Annotated in this window: 19 protein-coding genes; 10 read left to right on the top strand and 9 right to left on the bottom strand. The window is 68.5% G+C overall.

Annotated features, from left to right (window positions below; translation table 11 throughout):
* The 5 genes from ACZ5V4_RS10410 to ACZ5V4_RS10390 all read right to left on the bottom strand — a co-directional run bounded on the left by ACZ5V4_RS10410 (nucleotide 1) and on the right by ACZ5V4_RS10390 (nucleotide 6796).
* A complete protein-coding gene (locus ACZ5V4_RS10410; RefSeq protein WP_464314788.1) occupies nucleotides 1-516 on the bottom strand; it encodes a cyclic nucleotide-binding domain-containing protein in 516 nt (171 codons plus the stop codon).
* On the bottom strand, nucleotides 513-1661 hold the full coding sequence (locus ACZ5V4_RS10405) for a potassium channel family protein (RefSeq protein ID WP_464314787.1): 1149 nt from the start codon (nucleotides 1659-1661) through the stop codon (nucleotides 513-515). Before ACZ5V4_RS10405 ends, ACZ5V4_RS10410 begins: the two co-directional genes overlap by 4 nt.
* Nucleotides 1633-3462 (bottom strand): triose-phosphate isomerase, encoded by a 1830-nt coding sequence (locus ACZ5V4_RS10400; protein WP_464314786.1) that lies wholly within the window; start codon nucleotides 3460-3462, stop codon nucleotides 1633-1635. The genes ACZ5V4_RS10405 and ACZ5V4_RS10400 overlap by 29 nt, the downstream gene beginning before the upstream one ends.
* A 51-nt stretch (nucleotides 3463-3513) precedes the next feature.
* A complete protein-coding gene (locus ACZ5V4_RS10395) occupies nucleotides 3514-4284 on the bottom strand; it encodes a hypothetical protein (protein ID WP_464314785.1) in 771 nt (256 codons plus the stop codon).
* Nucleotides 4285-4381: 97 nt separating this feature from the next.
* Nucleotides 4382-6796 carry a Lon protease family protein gene (locus tag ACZ5V4_RS10390; protein WP_464314784.1) on the bottom strand — a complete coding sequence of 805 codons (2415 nt, stop codon included), beginning with the start codon at nucleotides 6794-6796 and terminating at the stop codon, nucleotides 4382-4384.
* 154 nt (nucleotides 6797-6950) lie between these two features.
* Here ACZ5V4_RS10390 and ACZ5V4_RS10385 point away from each other — a divergent pair, with 154 nt between their 5' ends.
* The 7 genes from ACZ5V4_RS10385 (at nucleotide 6951) to ACZ5V4_RS10355 (ending at nucleotide 11581) form a co-directional block, all read left to right on the top strand.
* The gene (locus ACZ5V4_RS10385) at nucleotides 6951-7628 is read left to right on the top strand and encodes a CBS and ACT domain-containing protein (RefSeq protein WP_464314783.1); all 678 of its coding nucleotides are present in this window, start codon (nucleotides 6951-6953) and stop codon (nucleotides 7626-7628) included.
* Between the two features lie 124 nt (nucleotides 7629-7752).
* Complete coding sequence (locus ACZ5V4_RS10380; RefSeq protein ID WP_464314782.1) at nucleotides 7753-7998, top strand: hypothetical protein; 246 nt, start codon at nucleotides 7753-7755, stop codon at nucleotides 7996-7998.
* 173 nt (nucleotides 7999-8171) lie between these two features.
* On the top strand, nucleotides 8172-8759 hold the full coding sequence (locus tag ACZ5V4_RS10375) for a manganese efflux pump MntP (protein ID WP_464314781.1): 588 nt from the start codon (nucleotides 8172-8174) through the stop codon (nucleotides 8757-8759).
* 28 nt (nucleotides 8760-8787) lie between these two features.
* A complete protein-coding gene (locus tag ACZ5V4_RS10370; RefSeq protein WP_464314780.1) occupies nucleotides 8788-9705 on the top strand; it encodes a DUF475 domain-containing protein in 918 nt (305 codons plus the stop codon).
* An 80-nt stretch (nucleotides 9706-9785) separates the two neighbouring features.
* The gene (locus ACZ5V4_RS10365) at nucleotides 9786-10103 is read left to right on the top strand and encodes an EF-hand domain-containing protein (RefSeq protein WP_464314779.1); all 318 of its coding nucleotides are present in this window, start codon (nucleotides 9786-9788) and stop codon (nucleotides 10101-10103) included.
* Nucleotides 10104-10159: 56 nt separating this feature from the next.
* Entirely contained in the window at nucleotides 10160-10576 is a 417-nt protein-coding gene (locus tag ACZ5V4_RS10360) for a response regulator (protein WP_464314778.1), read from the top strand.
* Nucleotides 10577-10672: 96 nt separating this feature from the next.
* Nucleotides 10673-11581 carry an ADP-ribosylglycohydrolase family protein gene (locus tag ACZ5V4_RS10355; protein ID WP_464314777.1) on the top strand — a complete coding sequence of 303 codons (909 nt, stop codon included), beginning with the start codon at nucleotides 10673-10675 and terminating at the stop codon, nucleotides 11579-11581.
* 12 nt (nucleotides 11582-11593) lie between these two features.
* Here the strand turns inward: ACZ5V4_RS10355 and ACZ5V4_RS10350 are convergent, their stop codons facing one another.
* Both ACZ5V4_RS10350 and ACZ5V4_RS10345 read right to left on the bottom strand, forming a co-directional pair.
* The gene (locus ACZ5V4_RS10350) at nucleotides 11594-12370 is read right to left on the bottom strand and encodes a TIGR03943 family putative permease subunit (protein WP_464314776.1); all 777 of its coding nucleotides are present in this window, start codon (nucleotides 12368-12370) and stop codon (nucleotides 11594-11596) included.
* Complete coding sequence (locus ACZ5V4_RS10345) at nucleotides 12367-13329, bottom strand: permease (protein ID WP_464314775.1); 963 nt, start codon at nucleotides 13327-13329, stop codon at nucleotides 12367-12369. Before ACZ5V4_RS10345 ends, ACZ5V4_RS10350 begins: the two co-directional genes overlap by 4 nt.
* Nucleotides 13330-13461: 132 nt before the next feature.
* On the opposite strand from ACZ5V4_RS10345, the gene ACZ5V4_RS10340 reads away from it, so the two are divergent.
* The 3 genes from ACZ5V4_RS10340 to ACZ5V4_RS10330 are packed head-to-tail and all read left to right on the top strand — an operon-like array spanning nucleotide 13462 to nucleotide 16029.
* Nucleotides 13462-13995, top strand: a complete 534-nt coding sequence (locus tag ACZ5V4_RS10340) for an anthranilate synthase component II (RefSeq protein ID WP_464314774.1) — start codon at nucleotides 13462-13464, stop codon at nucleotides 13993-13995.
* A complete protein-coding gene (locus tag ACZ5V4_RS10335) occupies nucleotides 13964-15247 on the top strand; it encodes a chorismate-binding protein (RefSeq protein WP_464314773.1) in 1284 nt (427 codons plus the stop codon). Before ACZ5V4_RS10340 ends, ACZ5V4_RS10335 begins: the two co-directional genes overlap by 32 nt.
* Complete coding sequence (locus ACZ5V4_RS10330) at nucleotides 15244-16029, top strand: aminotransferase class IV (protein ID WP_464314772.1); 786 nt, start codon at nucleotides 15244-15246, stop codon at nucleotides 16027-16029. Before ACZ5V4_RS10335 ends, ACZ5V4_RS10330 begins: the two co-directional genes overlap by 4 nt.
* Before the next feature lie 46 nt (nucleotides 16030-16075).
* On the opposite strand, the gene ACZ5V4_RS10325 is transcribed toward ACZ5V4_RS10330, so the two are convergent.
* Together ACZ5V4_RS10325 and ACZ5V4_RS10320 are read right to left on the bottom strand one after the other, a co-directional pair.
* On the bottom strand, nucleotides 16076-16645 hold the full coding sequence (locus tag ACZ5V4_RS10325; protein ID WP_464314771.1) for a hypothetical protein: 570 nt from the start codon (nucleotides 16643-16645) through the stop codon (nucleotides 16076-16078).
* Between the two features lie 160 nt (nucleotides 16646-16805).
* A complete protein-coding gene (locus tag ACZ5V4_RS10320; protein ID WP_464314770.1) occupies nucleotides 16806-18119 on the bottom strand; it encodes an ABC transporter ATP-binding protein in 1314 nt (437 codons plus the stop codon).
* Nucleotides 18120-18122 lie beyond the last annotated feature (3 nt).

Genomic DNA, 18122 nt, shown 5'->3' with positions numbered 1-18122 from the left:
TCAACGCTTGTCGGCCAGCAGCAGGGCCAGGGCGGTGGTCAGCTTGACCACCTCGGAGTTGGAGGAGCGCACCATGTCCGCCAGGCGCGCGCACAGCGCGGTCAGGAGCTTGCAGCCGAGCGCGGGCTCGCGCGCCGCCAGGGAGAAGAAGGCGTCGCGGTCCGCCACGAGGAACGAGGACTCGGCCAGGGCCTCCACCGTGGCCGAGCGGGGGCAGTCCGACACCAGGCTCATCTCGCCGAACACGGGGCAGTTCTCCCCGGTGAGCGTGGCCAGCACCTTGCGGGCGTCGCGCGTGCCCAGGGCCTCCGCGTCCAGCCCGGGCAGGAGCATGGACTTGACCACGCGCACCCTGCCCGAGACCAGCACGAACATCTCCCGGCCGGGCTCGCCCTCGGCCACCACCACCGTGCCCGCCGGGTAGGAGCGCAGGGCGAAGAGCGCCTTGGCCAGCCCGGCCTCGCGGCCGTCCAGCCTCTCGAAGAGGCTTATGGATTCCCAGCGCACCTGGCTCATGGCGCGCGGTCCATGAAGAGGACCCCGTCGTAGCCGGAGAGGTCCTCCCCGGGGCCGGGGTTGAGCACCACCCTGTGGCCCTGCCTGCCCACGGCCGCGTCGCGCCCGGCGGCCTGGAAGAGCTCCATGATGTAGGCGTCCAGCGCCTGGGAAGCGTCCAGCACGTCCGAGAGGCGCAGCTCGCGCGGCAGCCTGCACACGGCCAGGGGCAATTCGCCCCCGCGCTCCATGCTCACGCGCACCAGGTCAGGCCAGCGCATGGCCTTTTCCTCGGCGGTGAGCGGCTTGAAGCGCACGAGCGAGCCGCCCTCCGCCCCGCCCGAGAGCAATCTGCCCAGCAGGTCGTGCATCACGGGGTGCGCGGCCATGAAGGCCAGAGCCTTTCCGGCCAGGTCCTCGCGGTCCATGACCCTGGTCGCGCCCGCGCGCAGCAGGTGCTCGCGGCTCGATTCGCGCAGGGATTCGGCGTAGAGGGTCACGCGCGGGGCCAGGCCCCGGAAGGTCAGGGCCGTGAGCACGCTGGCGTTGTCGGCCTCCTCGGGGTCGGCACCCTCGGAGGCCAGAATGTAGGCGATGCGGGCCTTGGCGGGGTTGGCGCGCTCAAGCGTGGCCCGGTGGGCCGGGTTGCCGCGCACGAAGGAGAGGTCTGGGCCAAGCCCAAGGGCCTCGGCCAGCTGCTCGAAGGCGGCGGGCTCCATGTCGGCCGCCAGCACCACCGGAGCCCGGGCGAACTCGGGCCTGCGCCTGAGCCGCTCCAGGAACGTGGCCCCGTGGCCGTTCCAGCCCATCACCAGCACGTGGCCTTCGGCTTTCACCGGCAAGAGCCCCCGCCTTTTCTTGAAACGACGTTCCACCATGGCCGAGGCCATGGAGCCCGTGATGGTGGACACCAACCCGATGCCGCTGGCCATGACCGCCATGCCCAGGAGCCTCCCCGGCACGGTGCGGGGCGCGAAGTCGCCGTAGCCCACCGTGAACAGGGTGACCATGGCCCACCACAGCCCCTCGAAGAACCCCACCGGCTCGGGCTGCATGCCCGCCTCGAAGCGGGCGAACCCCAGCGCGGAAAGCGCCAGGATCACCGCCATCAGCCCGAGCGGGAGGGCGAAGGGCTTCTCACTCCATCTCGACCAGATCGCTCTCATAGCCCAGTTCGTTCTGGCGCTTCATGAGCTCCTCGAAGCGGATGTCCGCGCCGAGCACGCCCCGGACTTCGTCGCGCTCGTCGGCCACGGGCAGGGACACCGTGAGGCAGAGCTTGCCCGTGAAGGTGGAGGTGTAGAAGTCGGTGATGTGCAGCTTGCCGTTCTCCATGGGCTTGATGAACCACTCGCGCCCGGAGAGGTCGATGCCCTCCACCATGGTCGCGAACTTGGGCCGGTCGGCCGGGTTGGCCACCTTGCGGGCCACCAGCCTGCCCTCGGTGTCGGTCAGGTACATGAACTGGATGAACGGGTACTCGCCCAGGAAGCGCTCCATGCAGTAGGAGGCGTCCTCGGTGACGAGCTGGCGGATGCAGGGTTCCTCGGCCAGCTTGAGCACCAGTTGCGCGGCCAGGGTGTGGGCCACCTTCTTCAGGTGGTCGAACTCGGACACGAAGAGCTCGGGCATGTAGCGCTTCACCAGGGCGCGCATCTCCTGGTTGGAGAAGGACGTGTTGCGCCCGGCCTCGTAGGCCTTCATGATCTTGTTGTAGATCTTGTCCACGGCCGGGTGGCGCTTGTCGACCTTGTCGTCGCCCGCCAGGCCCAGGGTGTGGTTGATCCAGTAGCTCACGCCCGCCTTGCCGGACTTGTCCGTGATGATGATGGGCACGGGGCGGCCCAGGATCTTGTGGGTGTCGAAGATGTTGTAGATCTCTTCGTTCTTGGCCAGGCCGTCCACGTGGATGCCCGCCGAGGTGGCGTTGAAGTCGCGGCCCGCGAAGGGGTAGTTGGGCGGGATGGCGTAGCCGAGCTCGTCCTCGAAGTAGCGGGCGATCTCGGAAATGACCTCGGTGTTGGCCGCGTCGTCCTCGCCGGTGAGCGAGATGTACTCGACCACCAGGGCCTCCAGGGGCGCGTTGCCCGTGCGCTCGCCGAAGCCCAGGAGCGTGCCGTTGGCCCCGGAGCAGCCCGAGAGCCAGGCCGTGGCCGCGTTGACCAGCACCTTGTGGAAGTCGTTGTGGCCGTGCCACTCCAGCCATTCGCTGGGCACCTCAGCCTCGTCGGTGAAGGCGCGCACCAGCTTGGCCACGCTGCGCGGCAGGGCCGCGCCCGCGTAGGGCACGCCGTAGCCCATGGTGTCGCACAGGCGGATCTTCACGGGCACGCCGGCCTGGCGCGAGCGCTCCATGAGCTTCTGGGCGAACGGCAGGCAGAAGCCCCAGATGTCGGCTCGGGTCAGGTCCTCGAAGTGGCAGCGGGGGATGATGCCCCACTCCAGAGCCTGGTCCACCACTTCGAGGTAGCTGGCCAGGGCGTGCTCGCGGTCTTTGCCCAGCTTCAGGTGGATGTGGTAGTCCGAGACCGACGTGAGCATGCCGGTCTCCTTGATGCCCATCTCCTTGACGAGCTTCAGGTCGTTCTTGTTGGCCCTGATCCAGCCGGTGATCTCGGGGAAGCGGAAGTCCATGTTCCGGCAGGCTTCCACGGCCTTGCGGTCCTTCTCGGAGTACAGGAAGAACTCGCTGGCCCTGATCAGCCCGGACTGCCCGCCCAGCTTGTGCAGAAGCTCGAAGATGCGCGCGATCTGCTTCACCGTGTAGGGCGGCCTGGCCTGCTGGCCGTCACGGAAGGTGGTGTCCGTGATGAACATCTTCTCGGCCGGGCGGGGCATGGCGATGGTATCGTCGAAGGCCACGCGGCAGACCTTCGTATATGGGAAAAGCTCGCGGTAGAGTTCCGGCTTGTCCGGGTTCTCCATGCGAAGGCGGGGCATGGTACGGTTGAGGTGCATCAGGGTCATGCCGGTGGGTCCTCCTTGGGGAAAAGGCGCTGGTGGGGCTTGCAAGCGGGATCAGGCCTTGATTCTCTCGCTCCAGGTATCAACGATTTGTTTTTCCCGCAACACACGCGGATTCGAGGGGTTGACGGCAAAAGCCCGGCGCGCGGCCTCCTCTGCGTGGGTCATCCAGCCGCCCTGCCTGAGGCTCTGGGAGGCGGCCACGAACATCATCTCGGGCTGGTCGCCGTAGATGGCCGCGATGAGCGCGTCGTAGTCCTGGCCGAAGATCTTGCGCACCAGCGGGTTCTGGTCGAACAGGAAGCGCCCGAGGAGCGGGTTCTCGTCCTGGCCGCGCAGGTACTCCACCAGGAGCAGGCGGCACTTGCCGAAGAAGAAGCGCACCCTGGCGATCTCGCGCCGGATGGACTCGTTGGTCTGGAGCACCACCTGGAAGAGCTCGCGCGAGACCACGTGCTCGGAATCGGGCAGCTCGCGGTCCATGAGGTCGCGGAACCAGGGGCCGTAGTTCTGCTGCTGGTAGGCGTCCTCCTTGAGCTTCATGGTCTCGTGGAAGATGTAGCCGACGCACCAGTCCAGGAACTGCCCGGAGAGGCCCTCCTTGCCGTCGTTGCGGAAGAGGTGGTGCGCGGTGTCCTTGAGCCTCCAGAGCAGGCCCTTGTTCATCTCCTCGCCAACCAGGTCGTGGAAGACCTCGAAGCTGACCTGGTTGGTCTGGTCGAACATGGTGAACTGGCTCTCCAGGATGTCCGCCGAAAGGCAGAAGTCGCGCAGCATGTCGCGCACGAACTCGGGCAGTTTCTCGACTATCCAGGCCTTGGACATGGTCGTCTCCGTGCTTTGGGTCCGTGCCGGAGCAGGAACCAGCCGAAACCAATTATTTGAATTTTGAAAACATGTTCATGTTATCAAAAACGGGTCGCTAGCGCGGCGCGTTCATCTGCCACTGCCTGGCCAGGGAGGCCAGCGCGAGGATGCGCTCGTCCACGAGCCCGAAGGTCGAGCCCTTGGGGTACTTGCCGGCCTTGCCCCTGCGCCCGGCGGGCTTGCCCGTGAGCAGCTCCATGGCCTCCTCGATGTGCGTCACCGGATGCACCGAGAACAGGCCCTGCCTGACCGCCTGGAGCACGTCCTCCTTGAGCATCAGGTTCACGGCGTTGTCCTTGGGGATGAGCACCCCCTGCTTGCCCGTGAGCCCCCTGCGGCGGCAGACCTCGAAGAAGCCCTCGATCTTCTGGTTCACCCCGCCCACGGCCATGATCGCGCCCGAGGAGCTCACCGCGCCGGTGAAGGCGAGCGAGAGGTCGATGGGCGCGCCCGAGAGCGCGGAGAGGAGCGCGGCCAGCTCGGCCCCGGAGGCGGAGTCGCCCTCCACCTCGGCGTAGCTCTGCTCGAAGCAGAGGCTGCCTGTGAGCACGAGGGGCTTGTCCTGGGCGAACTGGCTGATCAGGTAGCTCTTCAGGATCATCATGCCCTTGGTGTGGATGGGCCCGCCGAGTTCGGCCTCGCGCTCCAGGTCCAGGATGCCGCCGTGGCCCACGCCCACGGTGCAGGCGATCTGGTGCGGCAGGCCGAAGGCCAGGTCGCCGTAGGAGCGCACCGAGAGCCCGTTGGCCCGGCCCACGGCCGAGCCGGTGGTGGCCACCTTGATGATCTCCCTGTCGTACTCGGCCAAGAACTCCTCCTCCAGCAGGTTGGCCCTAAACACCCTGGCGTCGCGCGCGGCGCGCAGGGTGGCCCCGTCCACGGCGTCCAGGCCCCGGTTGCCCGCCAGGGCCGAGGCCTCGCACATGAGCTCGCGCAAGAGGGGCAGGCGAAGCGTGAGCTTGGTCTGGTCGTCGCAGAGGGTGGAGGCGTGCTCCACGAGCCCGGCCAGGGCCGCGCGCCCGAAGGGCTTGAGCCCGCTCTCGCGGATGATGTTGCCCATGAGCCCGAGTAGGCGCAGCTCGTTTTCGGCCGTGCGCGGGATGTGGTCCTGCAGGTGGGCCTTCAGCTTGAAGAGCTTCTGGAAGCGCTCGTCGCCGTAGAGGAGCATCTCGTAGACGTCGTCCGAGCCCACCAGGATCACCTTGGCCGTGAGGGGCACGGGCTGGGGCTCGATGGTCCTGGTGCGCACCTGGTCGCCCTCGCTGGGGTCCTCGATGCGGCACAGCCCGGAGCGCAGCGCGCGCAGGAGCCCTTCCCAGGCCTGGCCGCCGTGGGCTAGGTCGTCGATGCGCAGGATCAGGAAACCGCCCAGGGCTTTGTGCAAGGACCCGGCCTTGATCAGAGTGTGGTCGGTGTAGAGCGCGCCGAAGTCGGACTCGCGCTCCACGCAGCCCAGGAGGTTCGCGTGGTTGGGGTGGTCCTCGATGATCACGGGCGCGCCGCTTAAGCGGGAGTTGTCCACGAAGAGGTTGACCTCGTAGCGGTCGGCCAGGGCGTCGGCGGAGGTGCCCTGGTCCTGCTGGGGCCCGGGCTGGGGAGCCGGGGCGTCCTTCACCAGGAAGCTCTCGTAGTTCTCCACGATGTCGCCGCGCACTTCGTCGAGGAAACCCTTGACCTCGGCGTGGGTCTCGAAGGCCGCCATGAGTTCGGCCAGGTGGAAGTCCGCCACCTCGGCGGCGGTCTCCTGGTCGAGCTTCTTTTCGCCCTCGCGGTAGGAGCGGTCGTCGGCGGAGAGCTTGCGCAGATACCCGCCCATGTCGCTCATGACCTCGTCGCCCTGGCTCTTGAGCATGCGCCGGGTGTCGGGGTCCATGCGCTCGTAGTCCTCGTCGCTTATGACCTTGCCCTCCACCAGCGGGTAGAGCGTGAGCCCGCCCTGGTCGTCCACCTCCAGGTTGAAGCCCTGGTCCTGGGCGCGCTCCTCCATCTCGTGGAAGAGCGTCTCCCGGGTTTCCTGGAAGGAGCGGGCCAGGCCCTGGCGGCGGGCCAGGTGGGCCTCCTGCTCGAAGCGCAGGGGCAACTCCTCGCGGATGGCGGCCACGGCCTTGGCCAGGTCGGCCTTGAGCCGCCGCCCCTGCCCCGGGGGGAGCTTCATGGCCGTGGGGCGGTCCTGGTCGTCGAAGTTGTGCACGTAGACGACGTCCGGGGGCGTTTGGGCCTTGGCCGCCACCGGGGCCAGGAAGCTTTTGAGGAAATAGGTGCGGCCCTGGTAGGGGTCGCCCGCCAGGTAGATGTTGTATTCGCGGCCGGTGAGCGAGATGCCGAGCTCCAGCGCGGAAAGCGCGCGCGGCTGGAACGCGGCCGTGGAAGCGTCCCCGGCCGGTATTTCGGTGCTGTCGCGGTAGGGGACGGAGCCTTCGGGGCAGGTAGCGCGCAGTTTTTCGACTGCAAGCGCGTGGGGTTTGGGCATGAGCGGTCCTGTTTGGTGTCTTTGCAAGGGATTCTAGCCCGTGGCGCGCGGGCGATCAAGTGGCCCGGGAGGCCGTCCCCCCGTTGCCGTCCGGCGAATAATTCAGTAACGATGACAAACGGCTGGTTGCGCCGCCCAACAAAGAGAGGAACGTATGCTTATTCGCGACTGGATGACCAAGGACGTGATCACCGTGGGGCCGGAGACCTCCATGATGAAGGCCTCCAAGCTCATGCGCGAGCACAAGATCAGCAGGCTTCCGGTGGTGGACGACTCGGGACGGCTGCTGGGCATCGTCTCGGACCGCGACCTCAAGGAGGCCTCGCCCTCCAAGGCCACGTCGCTGGACATGCACGAGCTCTACTACCTGCTCTCCGAGATCAAGGTCAAAGACATCATGACCAAGGCCCCCCTGGCGGTGAAGCCCTCGGAGACCGTGGAAAAGGCCGCCGTGCTCATGATGAACAACGATTTCGGCGGCATGCCCGTGGTGGACGAGAACCTGAAGGTGGTGGGCATCATCACCGACTCCGACGTGTTCAAGGTGCTCGTGGAGATCACCGGCGTCACCGAGGGCGGCGTGCAGCTGGCCTTCAGCCTGCCCAACGCCGAGGGCTCGCTCAAGCGGGTGCTGGACGACCTCAAGGAATACGACGTGCGCATCATCAGCGTGCTCACCTCGTTCTCCCACGCGGACGAAGGCCACAGGATGGTCTACATCCGCCTGCAGGACCCGGACAAGGCCGTGCTCAACGACATGGTGGAGAAGCTCTCCGCCAAGCACAGCCTGCTCTACTGGGTTCGCGACAGCCTGAACCCCATCATTCCCTAGCGAAAAAAGACAAACCATCCGGCCGCCCCGGGCGGGGCGGCCGGCCTTGACAGCAGGCCCCGCGTGCCTACCTTCTGGGGCACGCGCGGCAAAGCGCGCCCAAAGATACCGCAAGGAGCCCGTCATGTCCGAAAAACGCTGCTGCCCGCACTGCGGCGTGGAGCTCGCCGCCTGGGTCGGCCCCCCCGAATCAGGGTGGGGCGAGATCCTGGTGTGCAACAACAACGAGTGCGTCTACTTCAAGGGATCCCCCGGGACCATCCGCCACGCCGAGGAGGGCCAGCCCCTGGGCACCCGTTACGCGGAAGACCCCGACAACAACTACACCCCCTTCAGCTTGGTCTCCTGGCACGGGACACCGCGCGACTAGCAGCCGGCCCTTGATTTCCCGCTGCTGCGCCCGCCTTTCTCCTGGAAGGCGGGCGCGCGTTTTTCCCGCCCCTCTTCCCGTAGGGCCGGGCGCGTCTTGAGCAATCGGGCCGCGCCTGATAGGTTCCGCCTTCCCGCGCGGTCCGCCGCGACGCGTCAACTCCGAGGACCACAATGCCTTTCCTCACCTTGCTGGCCATCGCCGTGGCCCTGGCCATGGACGCCTTCGCCGTGTCGCTGGCCACGGGCATCTGCCTGCGCCAGGCGAAATCGGCCCAGGTGCTGCGCATGGCCGCGGCCTTCGGCTTCTTCCAGGCGGCCATGCCCGTGGCGGGCTGGCTTCTGGGCCTGACCTTCCGCTCCCGCATCGAGGCCTTCGACCACTGGGCCGCCTTCGGGCTTTTGGCCTTGATCGGCGGCAAGATGGTCTTCGAGGGCCTGAAGGGCGAGGACGCCGGCGAGCACTGCGCCCCCAAGGACCCCACCAGGGGCGCTCAACTGTTGGTGCTGGCCGTGGCCACGAGCATCGACGCCTTGGCCGTGGGCCTCTCCTTCGCGGTGCTGGGCGAGCCCATCTGGTTCCCGGCGCTGGTCATCGGCGTGGTCTGCTTCGCCATCACGTCCGTGGGCGTGGTGGCAGGCTGCCGCATCGGGCACGTCTCCGTGGTCAGCCGCTACGCCGAGGTGCTGGGCGGGCTCACGCTCATCGCCATCGGGCTGAAGATCCTGGCCGAGCACCAGGCGCTTCCATTCTTGTCGTAACCCTCTCCATGCGCTAGCGCTCTGCCCCATGGACATCTTCACCGCGACCCTGACCATCGCCGGGCTCTGCCTGTTCGAAACGGTCAGCTCCATCGACAACGCGATCATCAACGCGGAAGTGCTCTCCACCATGCGCCCCAAGTACCGGCGCTGGTTTCTGGTCTGGGGCATCCTCATCGCGGTGTTCGGGGTCAGGGGCCTTCTGCCCTGGCTCATCGTCTGGCTGGTCACGCCCGGCATCGGCCTCTTCGAGGCCCTCACGGCCACCTTCTCCTCCGACCCCAGGGTGATCGAGGCCATCGACCGCTCCTCGCCGCTTCTGCTCATGGGCGGCGGGATGTTCCTGGTGCTGCTCTTCTTCCACTGGGTGTTCATGGAGGAGAAGCACTACGGCCTGCCGGGCGAGCGCTTCCTGCACCGCCAGGGGGTGTGGTTCTACGCCGTGGCCTCGGCCCTGCTCACGGTGGTGGTCTGGTACGCCATGCGCAAGGACCCCATGCTGGCCTTCGGCGCGGTGGTGGGCTCGACCACGTTCTTCATCACCCACGGGTTCAAGCAGAACGCCGAGCAGAGCGAGCGCGAGCTCATGCACTCGCACCGCTCGGACATAGCCAAGATCCTCTACCTCGAGGTCATCGACGCCACCTTCTCCATCGACGGGGTGCTGGGCGCGTTCGCCTTCACCATGTCCGTGCCGCTGATCCTCCTGGGCAACGGGCTGGGGGCCTTCGTGGTGCGCGAGCTCACAGTGCGCAACGTGGAGACCATCAAGAAGTACCTCTACCTGAAAAACGGGGCCATGTACTCGGTGCTGGTGCTGGGCGCGATCATGATGCTGGACGGCTTCGGGGCGCACATCCCGCACTGGTTCTCGCCGCTGGTGACCTTCGTGGTGGTGGCGTATTTCTTCGGCAAGTCGAAGGCGGCCATCAAGCGCGCCAGATAATCCCCCTGGTGGTGCTGCTTTTTCTGGACATGCCCGGTCCGGATTCCTATAAACGCGTAAACATTCGCAAGGAGTGCCTCATGAAGCGCGTTCTCGCTTTCGTGTCCGTCATGGTTCTGGTGCTGGGCCTGGCTGGTTTCGCCGCGGCCCAGGACGACGCCCAGCCCAAGGGCGACAAGGGCTTCAAGATGCTCGACGCCAACGGCGACGGCAAGGTGACCAAGGAAGAATTCCTGGCCGCCTCCCAGAAGCGCGCCGAGGCCCGCTGGGCCAAGATGGACTCCGCCCAGAAGGGCTACCTGACCAAGGAAGACTTCTCGGCCGTGCGCGAAAAGGCCAAGGAAAAGGCCCAGGCCCGCAAGGCCAAGGCCGCCGAAAAGGCTCCGGCCGCGCAGTAGCGTTCGCGGGGAGGCGGCGCGCGCCACCTCCCCTTCATCCCCCGGAGTGCCGCCCCATGCCCGCAAACGAGCCGCCCCCGACACCGCGCCGCACAAGATGCGCAGGCCTGCGCATCCTCGTGGCCGACGACGACCCGGTGAACCGCAGGCTCTACTCCATGCTCCTGGGCAAGTCCGGGCACGAGGCCCATGTGGTTGAGGACGGCAAGGACGCCCTGGAGGCCCTGGCCGGGGAGCGCTTCGACCTGGTCATCCTTGATTACTCCATGCCTGGCCTGGACGGCCCGGAAACCGCCCGGCGCATCCGGCGCGGCGACGCCGGGCAGGACGGCGCGGGCCTGACCATCCTGGCCGTCACCGGCTACGCGGACGGCCCCGAGCACCAGGTCTGCCTGGACGCGGGCATGGACGGCGTGCTGGTCAAGCCCCTGACCCTCACCGACCTGGAGCCCTGGCTCTCCCGCGAAGCCTGACCCTCACCGCCGCGCCTCCCGCGCTTTTCTCCGCCCGCCCTTGCTCCGGCCCCGCAGCCGGGGTATAAGTGCGGGCAAACACCGAGGAGGCTTGCCGTGAACGACAACGCCGCATCCATGGTCCTGGGCTCTTTCATAGGCGACTCGCTGGCGCTGGGCGTGCACTGGATCTACGACCAGGCCCAGATCAAGCGCGAACACGGCCGGGTCGCGAGCCTCAAGGCCCCAGGCCCCGGCTCCTACCATCCGGGCAAGGGGGCCGGACACCTCACCCACTACGGCGACCAGGCCCTGGTGCTGCTCGAATCCATCGCCTTTTCCGGCCGCTTCGACCTCGCGGACTTCGCGGCGCGCTGGCGGGCCATGTTCGAGGGCGGCTACACGGGCTACGTGGACCGCGCCACGCGCAACACCCTCTCCCAATTGGCGGCCGGGTGGGATTTTTCGGACGCCGGCTCGGTCTCGGACGAGCTCGCCGGGGCCGCGCGTATGGCCCCCGTGGTCTACGCCCTGCGTGCCGACCCCGAGGCCATGGTGGCGGCCTGCCGCGCGCAAACCACGACAACCCACAACAACCAGAAGGTGGCCGACGCCGCCGAATTCTTCGCCCGCACCGCTCAGGCCGCGCTCACGGGCACGCCGCCCGTGGAGGCCATGCGCCAGGCGCTCAAGGGCCGCCTGTACGGCTCGCCCCTGCACGGCTGGTTCGAGGACGCGCTGAACGCGGCCGGTGAGGACAGCGTGACGGCCATCGCCCGCTTCGGCCAGAGCTGCCACATCGACGGGGCCTTCCAGTCCACGGTGCAGCTCATCGCCCGGCACGAGGACGACCCGGCAAGGGCCATGAGCGCCTCGGCCAGCGCCGGGGGAGACTCGGCCGTGCGCAACATGCTCGCGGGCATGGTGCTCTGCGCCTGGAAGGGGATCGGCGGCCTGCCGAAGGAATGGGTCGAGGGTTTGGCCGCGAAGGCCAGGATCGAGGAACTGCTCGCCCGGATAGGCTAGCCTGCCCGGGGATCAGAAGGCGTAGGGCTCCTCGGAGCGCCACTCGTACATCATGCCCGTGCCCGGGGCCTTCTCCGGTTCCAGAAGCCTGGCGGCCAGGGCGTGCGTGGGCTCGACCGAGGCGAACGCCGCGCCGCCGAAGGCGTCCTGGGCGTCCGTTCCCTCAAGGGGCGAGGGCTCCAGGCGGCCGTAGGCCACCACCCATGCCCCGTTCTCGGGCAGGGCCCCGCCCTTGGGCGCACGCACCCTGATGCCCACGGCCGTGGAGTCGGCGTAGCAGCAGTACAGGGCCACGCGGTAGAGCACGAACTCGCCCTTCGCGTCCAGGGACGGGGAGCGGCGCGCGAAGCCGCGCACCGCGTAGTCCTGGCCCATCTTGCCGCGCTGCTCCTTGCCCACGATGTCGAAAAGCTCTCCCAGGTTGATGCGCACGTACTCCACGCCGCCCTTGGACACCCGCGAGGGCAGCGGGGCCTCCTCGGCCTGGGCGGCCTGGTCCAGGCCCTGGCGGTCGAGCATCCGGCGCACCCCGACCTCGCTGGCCAGGCACATCACGATCACCAGCACGTAGAGCCCGGCGCGCATCCAGGTGGCCCCGGCCGGGGGCCTGGCCAGGGAGTACGCCCCGAGCACGGCCAGCACGGCGGCCGCGGCCCAGGAGAGCGCCTGGAAGCGCGGATTCAGGTACATCCAGTAGTTCCCGGCCATCAGCAGGTAGGCCAGGAACCCGGCCAGCGCGAGCAGGCAGGCGGCCTCGACCAGGCCCGGAAGCTTGCGGGGCAACTTCACTGCCAGACCCTCCCGGCCGCGCCCAGGACCATGCAGAAGGCGAAGACCATCACCATGGGCACGACGACCAGCACCCTGACCACGTCGCGCCTGAACACGCCGTTCCACATGAGCACAAGCTTCACGTCCAGCACCGGCCCCAGGGCCAAAAAGGCCACCTTGGCCGCCACGGGGAAGCCCGTGAAGGAGGCGGCCACGAAGGCGTCCGCCTGGGAGCACAGCGAGAGGAGCACGGCCAGGCCCATCATGCCCGTGACCGAGAGGAGCAGGTCCTTCTCCATGAGCGCGACGAGCCCAACGGGCGCCAGGGTCTTGAAGGCCGCGGCGATGGCCGCGCCGATGACGAGGATCTTGAACATCTCCAGGAAGTCCGCCTGGGCGTGGCGCAGGGCATGCTCCATGCGCCCGGCCAGGGGCGGCGCGGCCAGGGCCTGGCCCAGGGGCACGGCGTCCTCCAGCGAGCCGAACAGCGCGGGCCGGGCGTCCCCGCAGCCGCAGGCCGTGGCCAGGGGCCTGGCGTTCTTCGCCAGCAGGTCCTGGGGTTTGTGGTTCCGGAAGGCGAAGCCGATCACGGCGGCGACCAGCGCCACCAGGCCGCAGCGCAGGGTCACCACGGTGGTGTCGCCCTGGAAGGCCACGAAGGTGGAGGCCATGACCACGGGGTTGATCACCGGCCCGGCCAGCATGAAGGTCATGCCCGTGGCGGGCGGCACGCCCTTGGCCAGCAGGCGGCGGATCAAGGGCACGATGCCGCACTCGCAGCAGGGCATGACCATGCCGAGCACCAGCCCGGCCAGCACTCCGGCCACGGCGTTCTTGGGCATCATGCGCTCCAGGGCCTCGCCTGGCACGAAGACCTCGAAGAAGCCCGAGGCCAGCGACCCCAGCAGCAGAAACGGCGCGCCCTCCAGGAGGATCGCCACGCACACCTGGGCGAAGAGTTCGAAATTCTCGACCATGACCTCACTTCCGGCCCTTTTCCGGGCCGCCCGGACATACCTGCCGCTCCCGGCGCGGTCAACACGCCAGCGCCGGCCTCACCGGCCGGACACCCTTGACCGGCGCGGGGAGCCGCACTACCCAAGGCGGCCATGCATACCCTGCTGGTGGACAACCGCGACAGCTTCACCCGCAACCTGGAGCACCTGCTGGTCCGGGCCACGGGCGAGGTTCCCGTGATCGTCCCCTACCCGCGCTTCTCGGCCGGGATGTCCAGGGACTTCGGCCTCACCGTGATCTCCCCGGGGCCGGGCCACCCGCGCGACTACCCCGGGTACGGGCCGCTCCTGGGTTCCGGCATGCCGGTGCTGGGCATCTGCCTGGGCTTGCAGATCGCCAACCTGCACTTCGGCGGGGAGGTCGAACGCCTGCCGGGCTGCGTGCACGGCCGGGCCAGCCGGTTCACGCTTTTCGGCCGTGAGGTCGCGGCCGCGCGCTACCACTCGCTCTTTCTCAGCCGCGTGGCCCCGGACATGGAGGTCCTGGCCCGGTTCCAGGGCGTGCCCATGGCCGCGAGGCACAAGAGCCTGCCCGTGCTCGGGCTCCAGTTCCACCCCGAATCCTTCATGACCCCGCAAGGGGAGGATATCCTGCGTGACTGCCTGCGCCTGCTTCTGCCCGGTTGAGGGTTTCGCCTGGCTCGACGCCCTGGCCCCGCACAGGCCGGACGCCTTTGTCACGCCCGCGCTGCCGGGCGTGGACGCGGGCGGCGCCGTTGGGCTCTGGCCCGTGGCCGAGTGGCGCATGGGCCGGGACGGCGGGCTTGGCGAGCTCAAGCGCTTCTGCTTCTCCACCCCGGGCACGGCGCTGGGGTTTCTCGGCTACCATGCGGGCTTCGAGGGCCTCGGCGTGGAGCTTCCCGTGCCCGCGTTCCCGGCCGGGGTCTTCCGCAAGTACCGCGCCCTGGTGGCCCCCGCCCCGGACGGCAAGACCGTGCGCATCCTCGCCCGGGACGAGGCGGCCCTGCGCGAAGTCCGGCGCGTCCTGGCCGCCGCGCGCGCCGTGCTCCCCTCCCACGCCCCCGGCCCCTTTCTTGGGCCGGTGCGGCAAAGCCTCACCCGCGAGGGCTACGTGCAGGCCGTGCGCCAGGCCCTGGGCCACATCCTGGACGGCGACGTCTACCAGCTGAACCTCTCCATCCGCTTCGACGCCCGATTGGACGCCAAATGGGCCGCGGGCGGCGGCGCGGCCCGCCTGTTCACAAGGCTCCTGCGCGAGAAGCCCGCCCTGTTCTACGCTTTGTATTACGATTCGCCATACGCCATCGTCTCCACCTCGCCGGAGCGCTTCATCCGCGTGTGCGCTGGGCGCGTGCTCAGCCAGCCCATCAAGGGCACGCGCCTGGCCGGGGCCAACCCTGCCAAGTCCTACCGCGCGATCCTCGACTCGGCCAAGGAAGAGGCCGAGCTCTCCATGGTGGTGGACCTGATCCGAAACGACATAAGCCCCCACTGCCGTTACGGGTCCGTGGGCGTCGAAGGGCACCGCTCGGCCTTCCTGGTGGACGGCCTCGTCCAGGCGTACTCCAACGTCACGGGAGAGCTCGCCCCGGGCTCCACCGCCCTGGACCTCCTCTGGGACGCCCTGCCCCCGGGCTCGGTCACGGGCTGCCCCAAGGCCCGGGCCGTGGAGGTCATCGCGGCGCTCGAGCCGCACCACCGCGAGGCCTACTGCGGCTGCCTGGCCATGGTGCACGGCCCGGCCGACCTGGACAGCTCCGTGGTGATCCGCGCGGCCGTGGCCCACGAGGACGCGGGCACGCTCTCGTTTCACGCCGGGAGCGGCATTGTCGTGGATTCGGACCCGGTTTCGGAGTATGAGGAGGCCCTGGCCAAGGCCTCCAAGTTCCTGGCCCTGGCAGGGAGGGGTGCGCGATGATCGTCTGGATCGACGGCAGGCTGGGGAGCGGCGCGGCGAGCCTGGACGTGGCCGGCCCGGCGTTTCGCTGCGGCATGGGCGTGTTCGAGACCATCCTTCTGCGCGGCCACGCCCTGCCCAGGTTCGAGCGCCACCTGGAGCGCCTGCGGGGTAGCCTTTCCGCGCTGCGCATCCGCCACGCCCTGCCCGGGGACGCGGAGCTCAGGGCGGCGGTCATGGAGGTGGCCCGCGCCAACGGCTTAGCCGGGGAGACGGCCCGGGTGAACCTCTTCTGCTACCAGGACGCCCCCGGCGGCGAGGCCAGCCTGTGCGTGGCGGCCGCGCCCTACGAGATCGACCCCGAGGCCGCGTGCGAGCTGGCGATGTATCCCGAGGCGCACGTCTCGCACCTGTGCCGCCACAAGACCATGGCCAACCTGCACCAGCGCCTGGCCTGGGAGCACGCCAGGGCGGCCGGGGCCCACGACGCCCTGCTGACGGACTTTCAGGGGCGCGTGCTGGAGGCGGCCTGCGCCGCGCTCGTCTTCTCGGACGGGCACGGGTTCTACGTCCCGTCCTCGCCCCACAGGCTGCCGAGCCTGACCCTGGAGGCCGCGAGCCGCCATTTGCACATCGAGGAGGCCGAGATCACCCTGGCCGCGCTGCCCGGGTTCCGGCACGCCTACTGGCTGAACAGCCTGGGCGGCATCCGCCCGGTGACGCGCATCGACGCCGCGCGCTTCGAGCCGGACTGGGAGACGTGCCGGCCGCTCCTGCGGGAGCTTCTCGGGCTGGACCTTTAGCAGCCTGTTGAAAAACTCCCGCTTCCTTCACGGGCTGCCGGCGACTTCAGATGAACTTGAGCTCCAGCACGATGCGCGTGCCGCCGTCGCTCAGGCTCATCTCCATGGAGAGCTTGGTCTTTTCCACGGTGTAGGTTTCCAGGGAGCGCACCTTGATCTCGGTGGACTCCTTCCTGGGGATCTTCACTTCCTTGCGCGCCGAGCCCACCTTGAACACGATCTTCATCCCCCCGCCGTACCAGAAGTAATACGAACGCTGCTGGGTGAAGAAATACTCGGGCGTGAGGTCGATCACGTCGCGCTGGAACTTGCGCTTGAAGGTCAGGTCCAGGCGGTAGATGTCCGTGGCAACGGCCGTGATGGAGTGCCCGGCCAGGAAGTAGCGGCCCGAGGACTCGGCGGCCTCGGTGCGGATGTCGGCGTAGCCGCCCTCGATTTTGAAATCGAGCGTGCGCGGGGACTTTTCGGCCTCCTGCCTGAAGAACTCCGTCAGCGCCTGGGCGTCCGGGTCAGGAGCTGGCGCGGGGGCCGGGGCCTTGGCCTTCTGCGCGGCAAGGGCGGGCGCGGCAAGGGCCAGGATCACGATCAGCAGGGCGGCGCGGCGCAAGGCTCTCATGGCGGACTCCCCTTGTGGAAACTTGCCGATTCATAGGCCGAACGAGCCCGATGGGCAAGCGCGCGGCCCATTACGTTGCATCCGGTGAAAGACGCGAAGCTTTCGAGGGTCCAGGGGGATCATCCCCCTGGCCGCCGGAGGCATCTTGAATCCTGCCTTCTTACGCGGCCCGCACGCCCGCCGGTTCCGGCTCCAGGCTCATGATGCCGGTGTCGTCCTCGTAGGCCAGGAGCGTGGCGTAGCGGCCCCAGGTCACGGCGGTGTCCAGCTGCTTCTCGGCCTCGTGGGGCGGGAATTCCAGCTCCAGCGCGGTCTGGACCACCTCCCACTTGAGCTGCTGGCGCTCGGCGTTGCGCAGCAGGGTGAAGAGCCACTGGAAGAAGGGCAGCTTGCGGATGCGGCTGGCGAATATCTCCTTGCGCGCGGCGATGGAGGCCTCGGCGAAGGTCTCGCCGAGCGCGGTGAGCGAGATGTCGCCCTTGCTGACGATGGCCAGGCCCAAAAGCTCGGCGGCCTCCACCAGGGGCAGCACCTCGTCCACTTCCATCTGGAACTCGTCGGCCAGGCGGTAGATGTCCACGGTGTTGCCGGGGCTCGAGTCGATGTGTTCGGCCAGGCCGAAGAGGTCGCCCAGCTCGATGTGCGGCAGGGCGCGGGTCTTGCCGGGCGCGCCGGGCGCGGAGCCGTGCTCGTCGGCCTCGGGCAGGGTCTGGCCCGCCAGGATGGCGAAGACGCGGTCCACGATCTCCAGGAACTGCTTGGACTTGCGGTCGCGCGGGTGCGGGATGTTCACGGAGAGCTCGGCCACGATGCGCCCGGGCTCCTTGTCCATGACCAGGATGCGGTCGCTGACCAGCGCGGCCTCCTCGATGTTGTGCGAGACCATCACCAGGCATTTTGTGGGGATGGCCCCGGTGGTCCAGAGTTCCAGGAGTTCCCCGCGCAGCGATTCGGCCGACAGGGGGTCCAGCGACGAGAACGGCTCGTCCAGGCAGAGGATCTCGGGCTCGATGGACAGGGCGCGCGCGAAGCCGACCTTCTGGCGCATGCCGCCGGAGAGCTCGCGCGGGTAGGCGGTCTCGAAGCCGTCCAGGCCCACGCGGTGGAGCATGTCCAGGGCGCGGGGGGCGCGCAGCTTGGGCGAGACGCCGCGCGCCTTCAGGGCCACCTCCACGTTTTCCTGCACGGTGAGCCAGGGAAAGAGCGCGAAGCTCTGGAAGATGATGGCCGCGCGGGGGTTCACGCCGGTCAGGGGCTTGTCGCGGTAGACCACCTGGCCCTCGGTGGGCTTTTGCAGCCCGGTGACGATGCGCAGGATGGTGCTCTTGCCGCAGCCCGAGGGGCCGAGCAGCGAGACGATCTCCCCCTCCTTGAGGGAGAGGCTCACGTCCTTGATGGCGTGGAACTGGCGGGAACCGGCCCCGTAGACCTGGCTGACCGTGACCAGGCGTTGCAGTTCGGCGCGGGTGTTCATGGT

The sequence above is a fragment of the Fundidesulfovibrio sp. YSD1 genome (genome assembly GCF_055397115.1).
The sequence above is the reverse complement of the archived record's forward strand: the minus strand, read 5'-3'. Positions and strand labels throughout refer to the sequence as shown.

Coding starts and splice junctions, on each gene's coding strand:
- ACZ5V4_RS10410 (WP_464314788.1), bottom strand. CDS start 516: ATGAGCCAGGTGCGCTGGGAATCCATAAGCCTCTTCGAGAGGCTGGAC.
- ACZ5V4_RS10405 (WP_464314787.1), bottom strand. CDS start 1,661: ATGAGAGCGATCTGGTCGAGATGGAGTGAGAAGCCCTTCGCCCTCCCG.
- ACZ5V4_RS10400 (WP_464314786.1), bottom strand. CDS start 3,462: ATGACCCTGATGCACCTCAACCGTACCATGCCCCGCCTTCGCATGGAG.
- ACZ5V4_RS10395 (WP_464314785.1), bottom strand. CDS start 4,284: ATGTCCAAGGCCTGGATAGTCGAGAAACTGCCCGAGTTCGTGCGCGAC.
- ACZ5V4_RS10390 (WP_464314784.1), bottom strand. CDS start 6,796: ATGCCCAAACCCCACGCGCTTGCAGTCGAAAAACTGCGCGCTACCTGC.
- ACZ5V4_RS10385 (WP_464314783.1), top strand. CDS start 6,951: ATGCTTATTCGCGACTGGATGACCAAGGACGTGATCACCGTGGGGCCG.
- ACZ5V4_RS10380 (WP_464314782.1), top strand. CDS start 7,753: ATGTCCGAAAAACGCTGCTGCCCGCACTGCGGCGTGGAGCTCGCCGCC.
- ACZ5V4_RS10375 (WP_464314781.1), top strand. CDS start 8,172: ATGCCTTTCCTCACCTTGCTGGCCATCGCCGTGGCCCTGGCCATGGAC.
- ACZ5V4_RS10370 (WP_464314780.1), top strand. CDS start 8,788: ATGGACATCTTCACCGCGACCCTGACCATCGCCGGGCTCTGCCTGTTC.
- ACZ5V4_RS10365 (WP_464314779.1), top strand. CDS start 9,786: ATGAAGCGCGTTCTCGCTTTCGTGTCCGTCATGGTTCTGGTGCTGGGC.
- ACZ5V4_RS10360 (WP_464314778.1), top strand. CDS start 10,160: ATGCCCGCAAACGAGCCGCCCCCGACACCGCGCCGCACAAGATGCGCA.
- ACZ5V4_RS10345 (WP_464314775.1), bottom strand. CDS start 13,329: ATGGTCGAGAATTTCGAACTCTTCGCCCAGGTGTGCGTGGCGATCCTC.
- ACZ5V4_RS10340 (WP_464314774.1), top strand. CDS start 13,462: ATGCATACCCTGCTGGTGGACAACCGCGACAGCTTCACCCGCAACCTG.
- ACZ5V4_RS10330 (WP_464314772.1), top strand. CDS start 15,244: ATGATCGTCTGGATCGACGGCAGGCTGGGGAGCGGCGCGGCGAGCCTG.
- ACZ5V4_RS10325 (WP_464314771.1), bottom strand. CDS start 16,645: ATGAGAGCCTTGCGCCGCGCCGCCCTGCTGATCGTGATCCTGGCCCTT.
- ACZ5V4_RS10320 (WP_464314770.1), bottom strand. CDS start 18,119: ATGAACACCCGCGCCGAACTGCAACGCCTGGTCACGGTCAGCCAGGTC.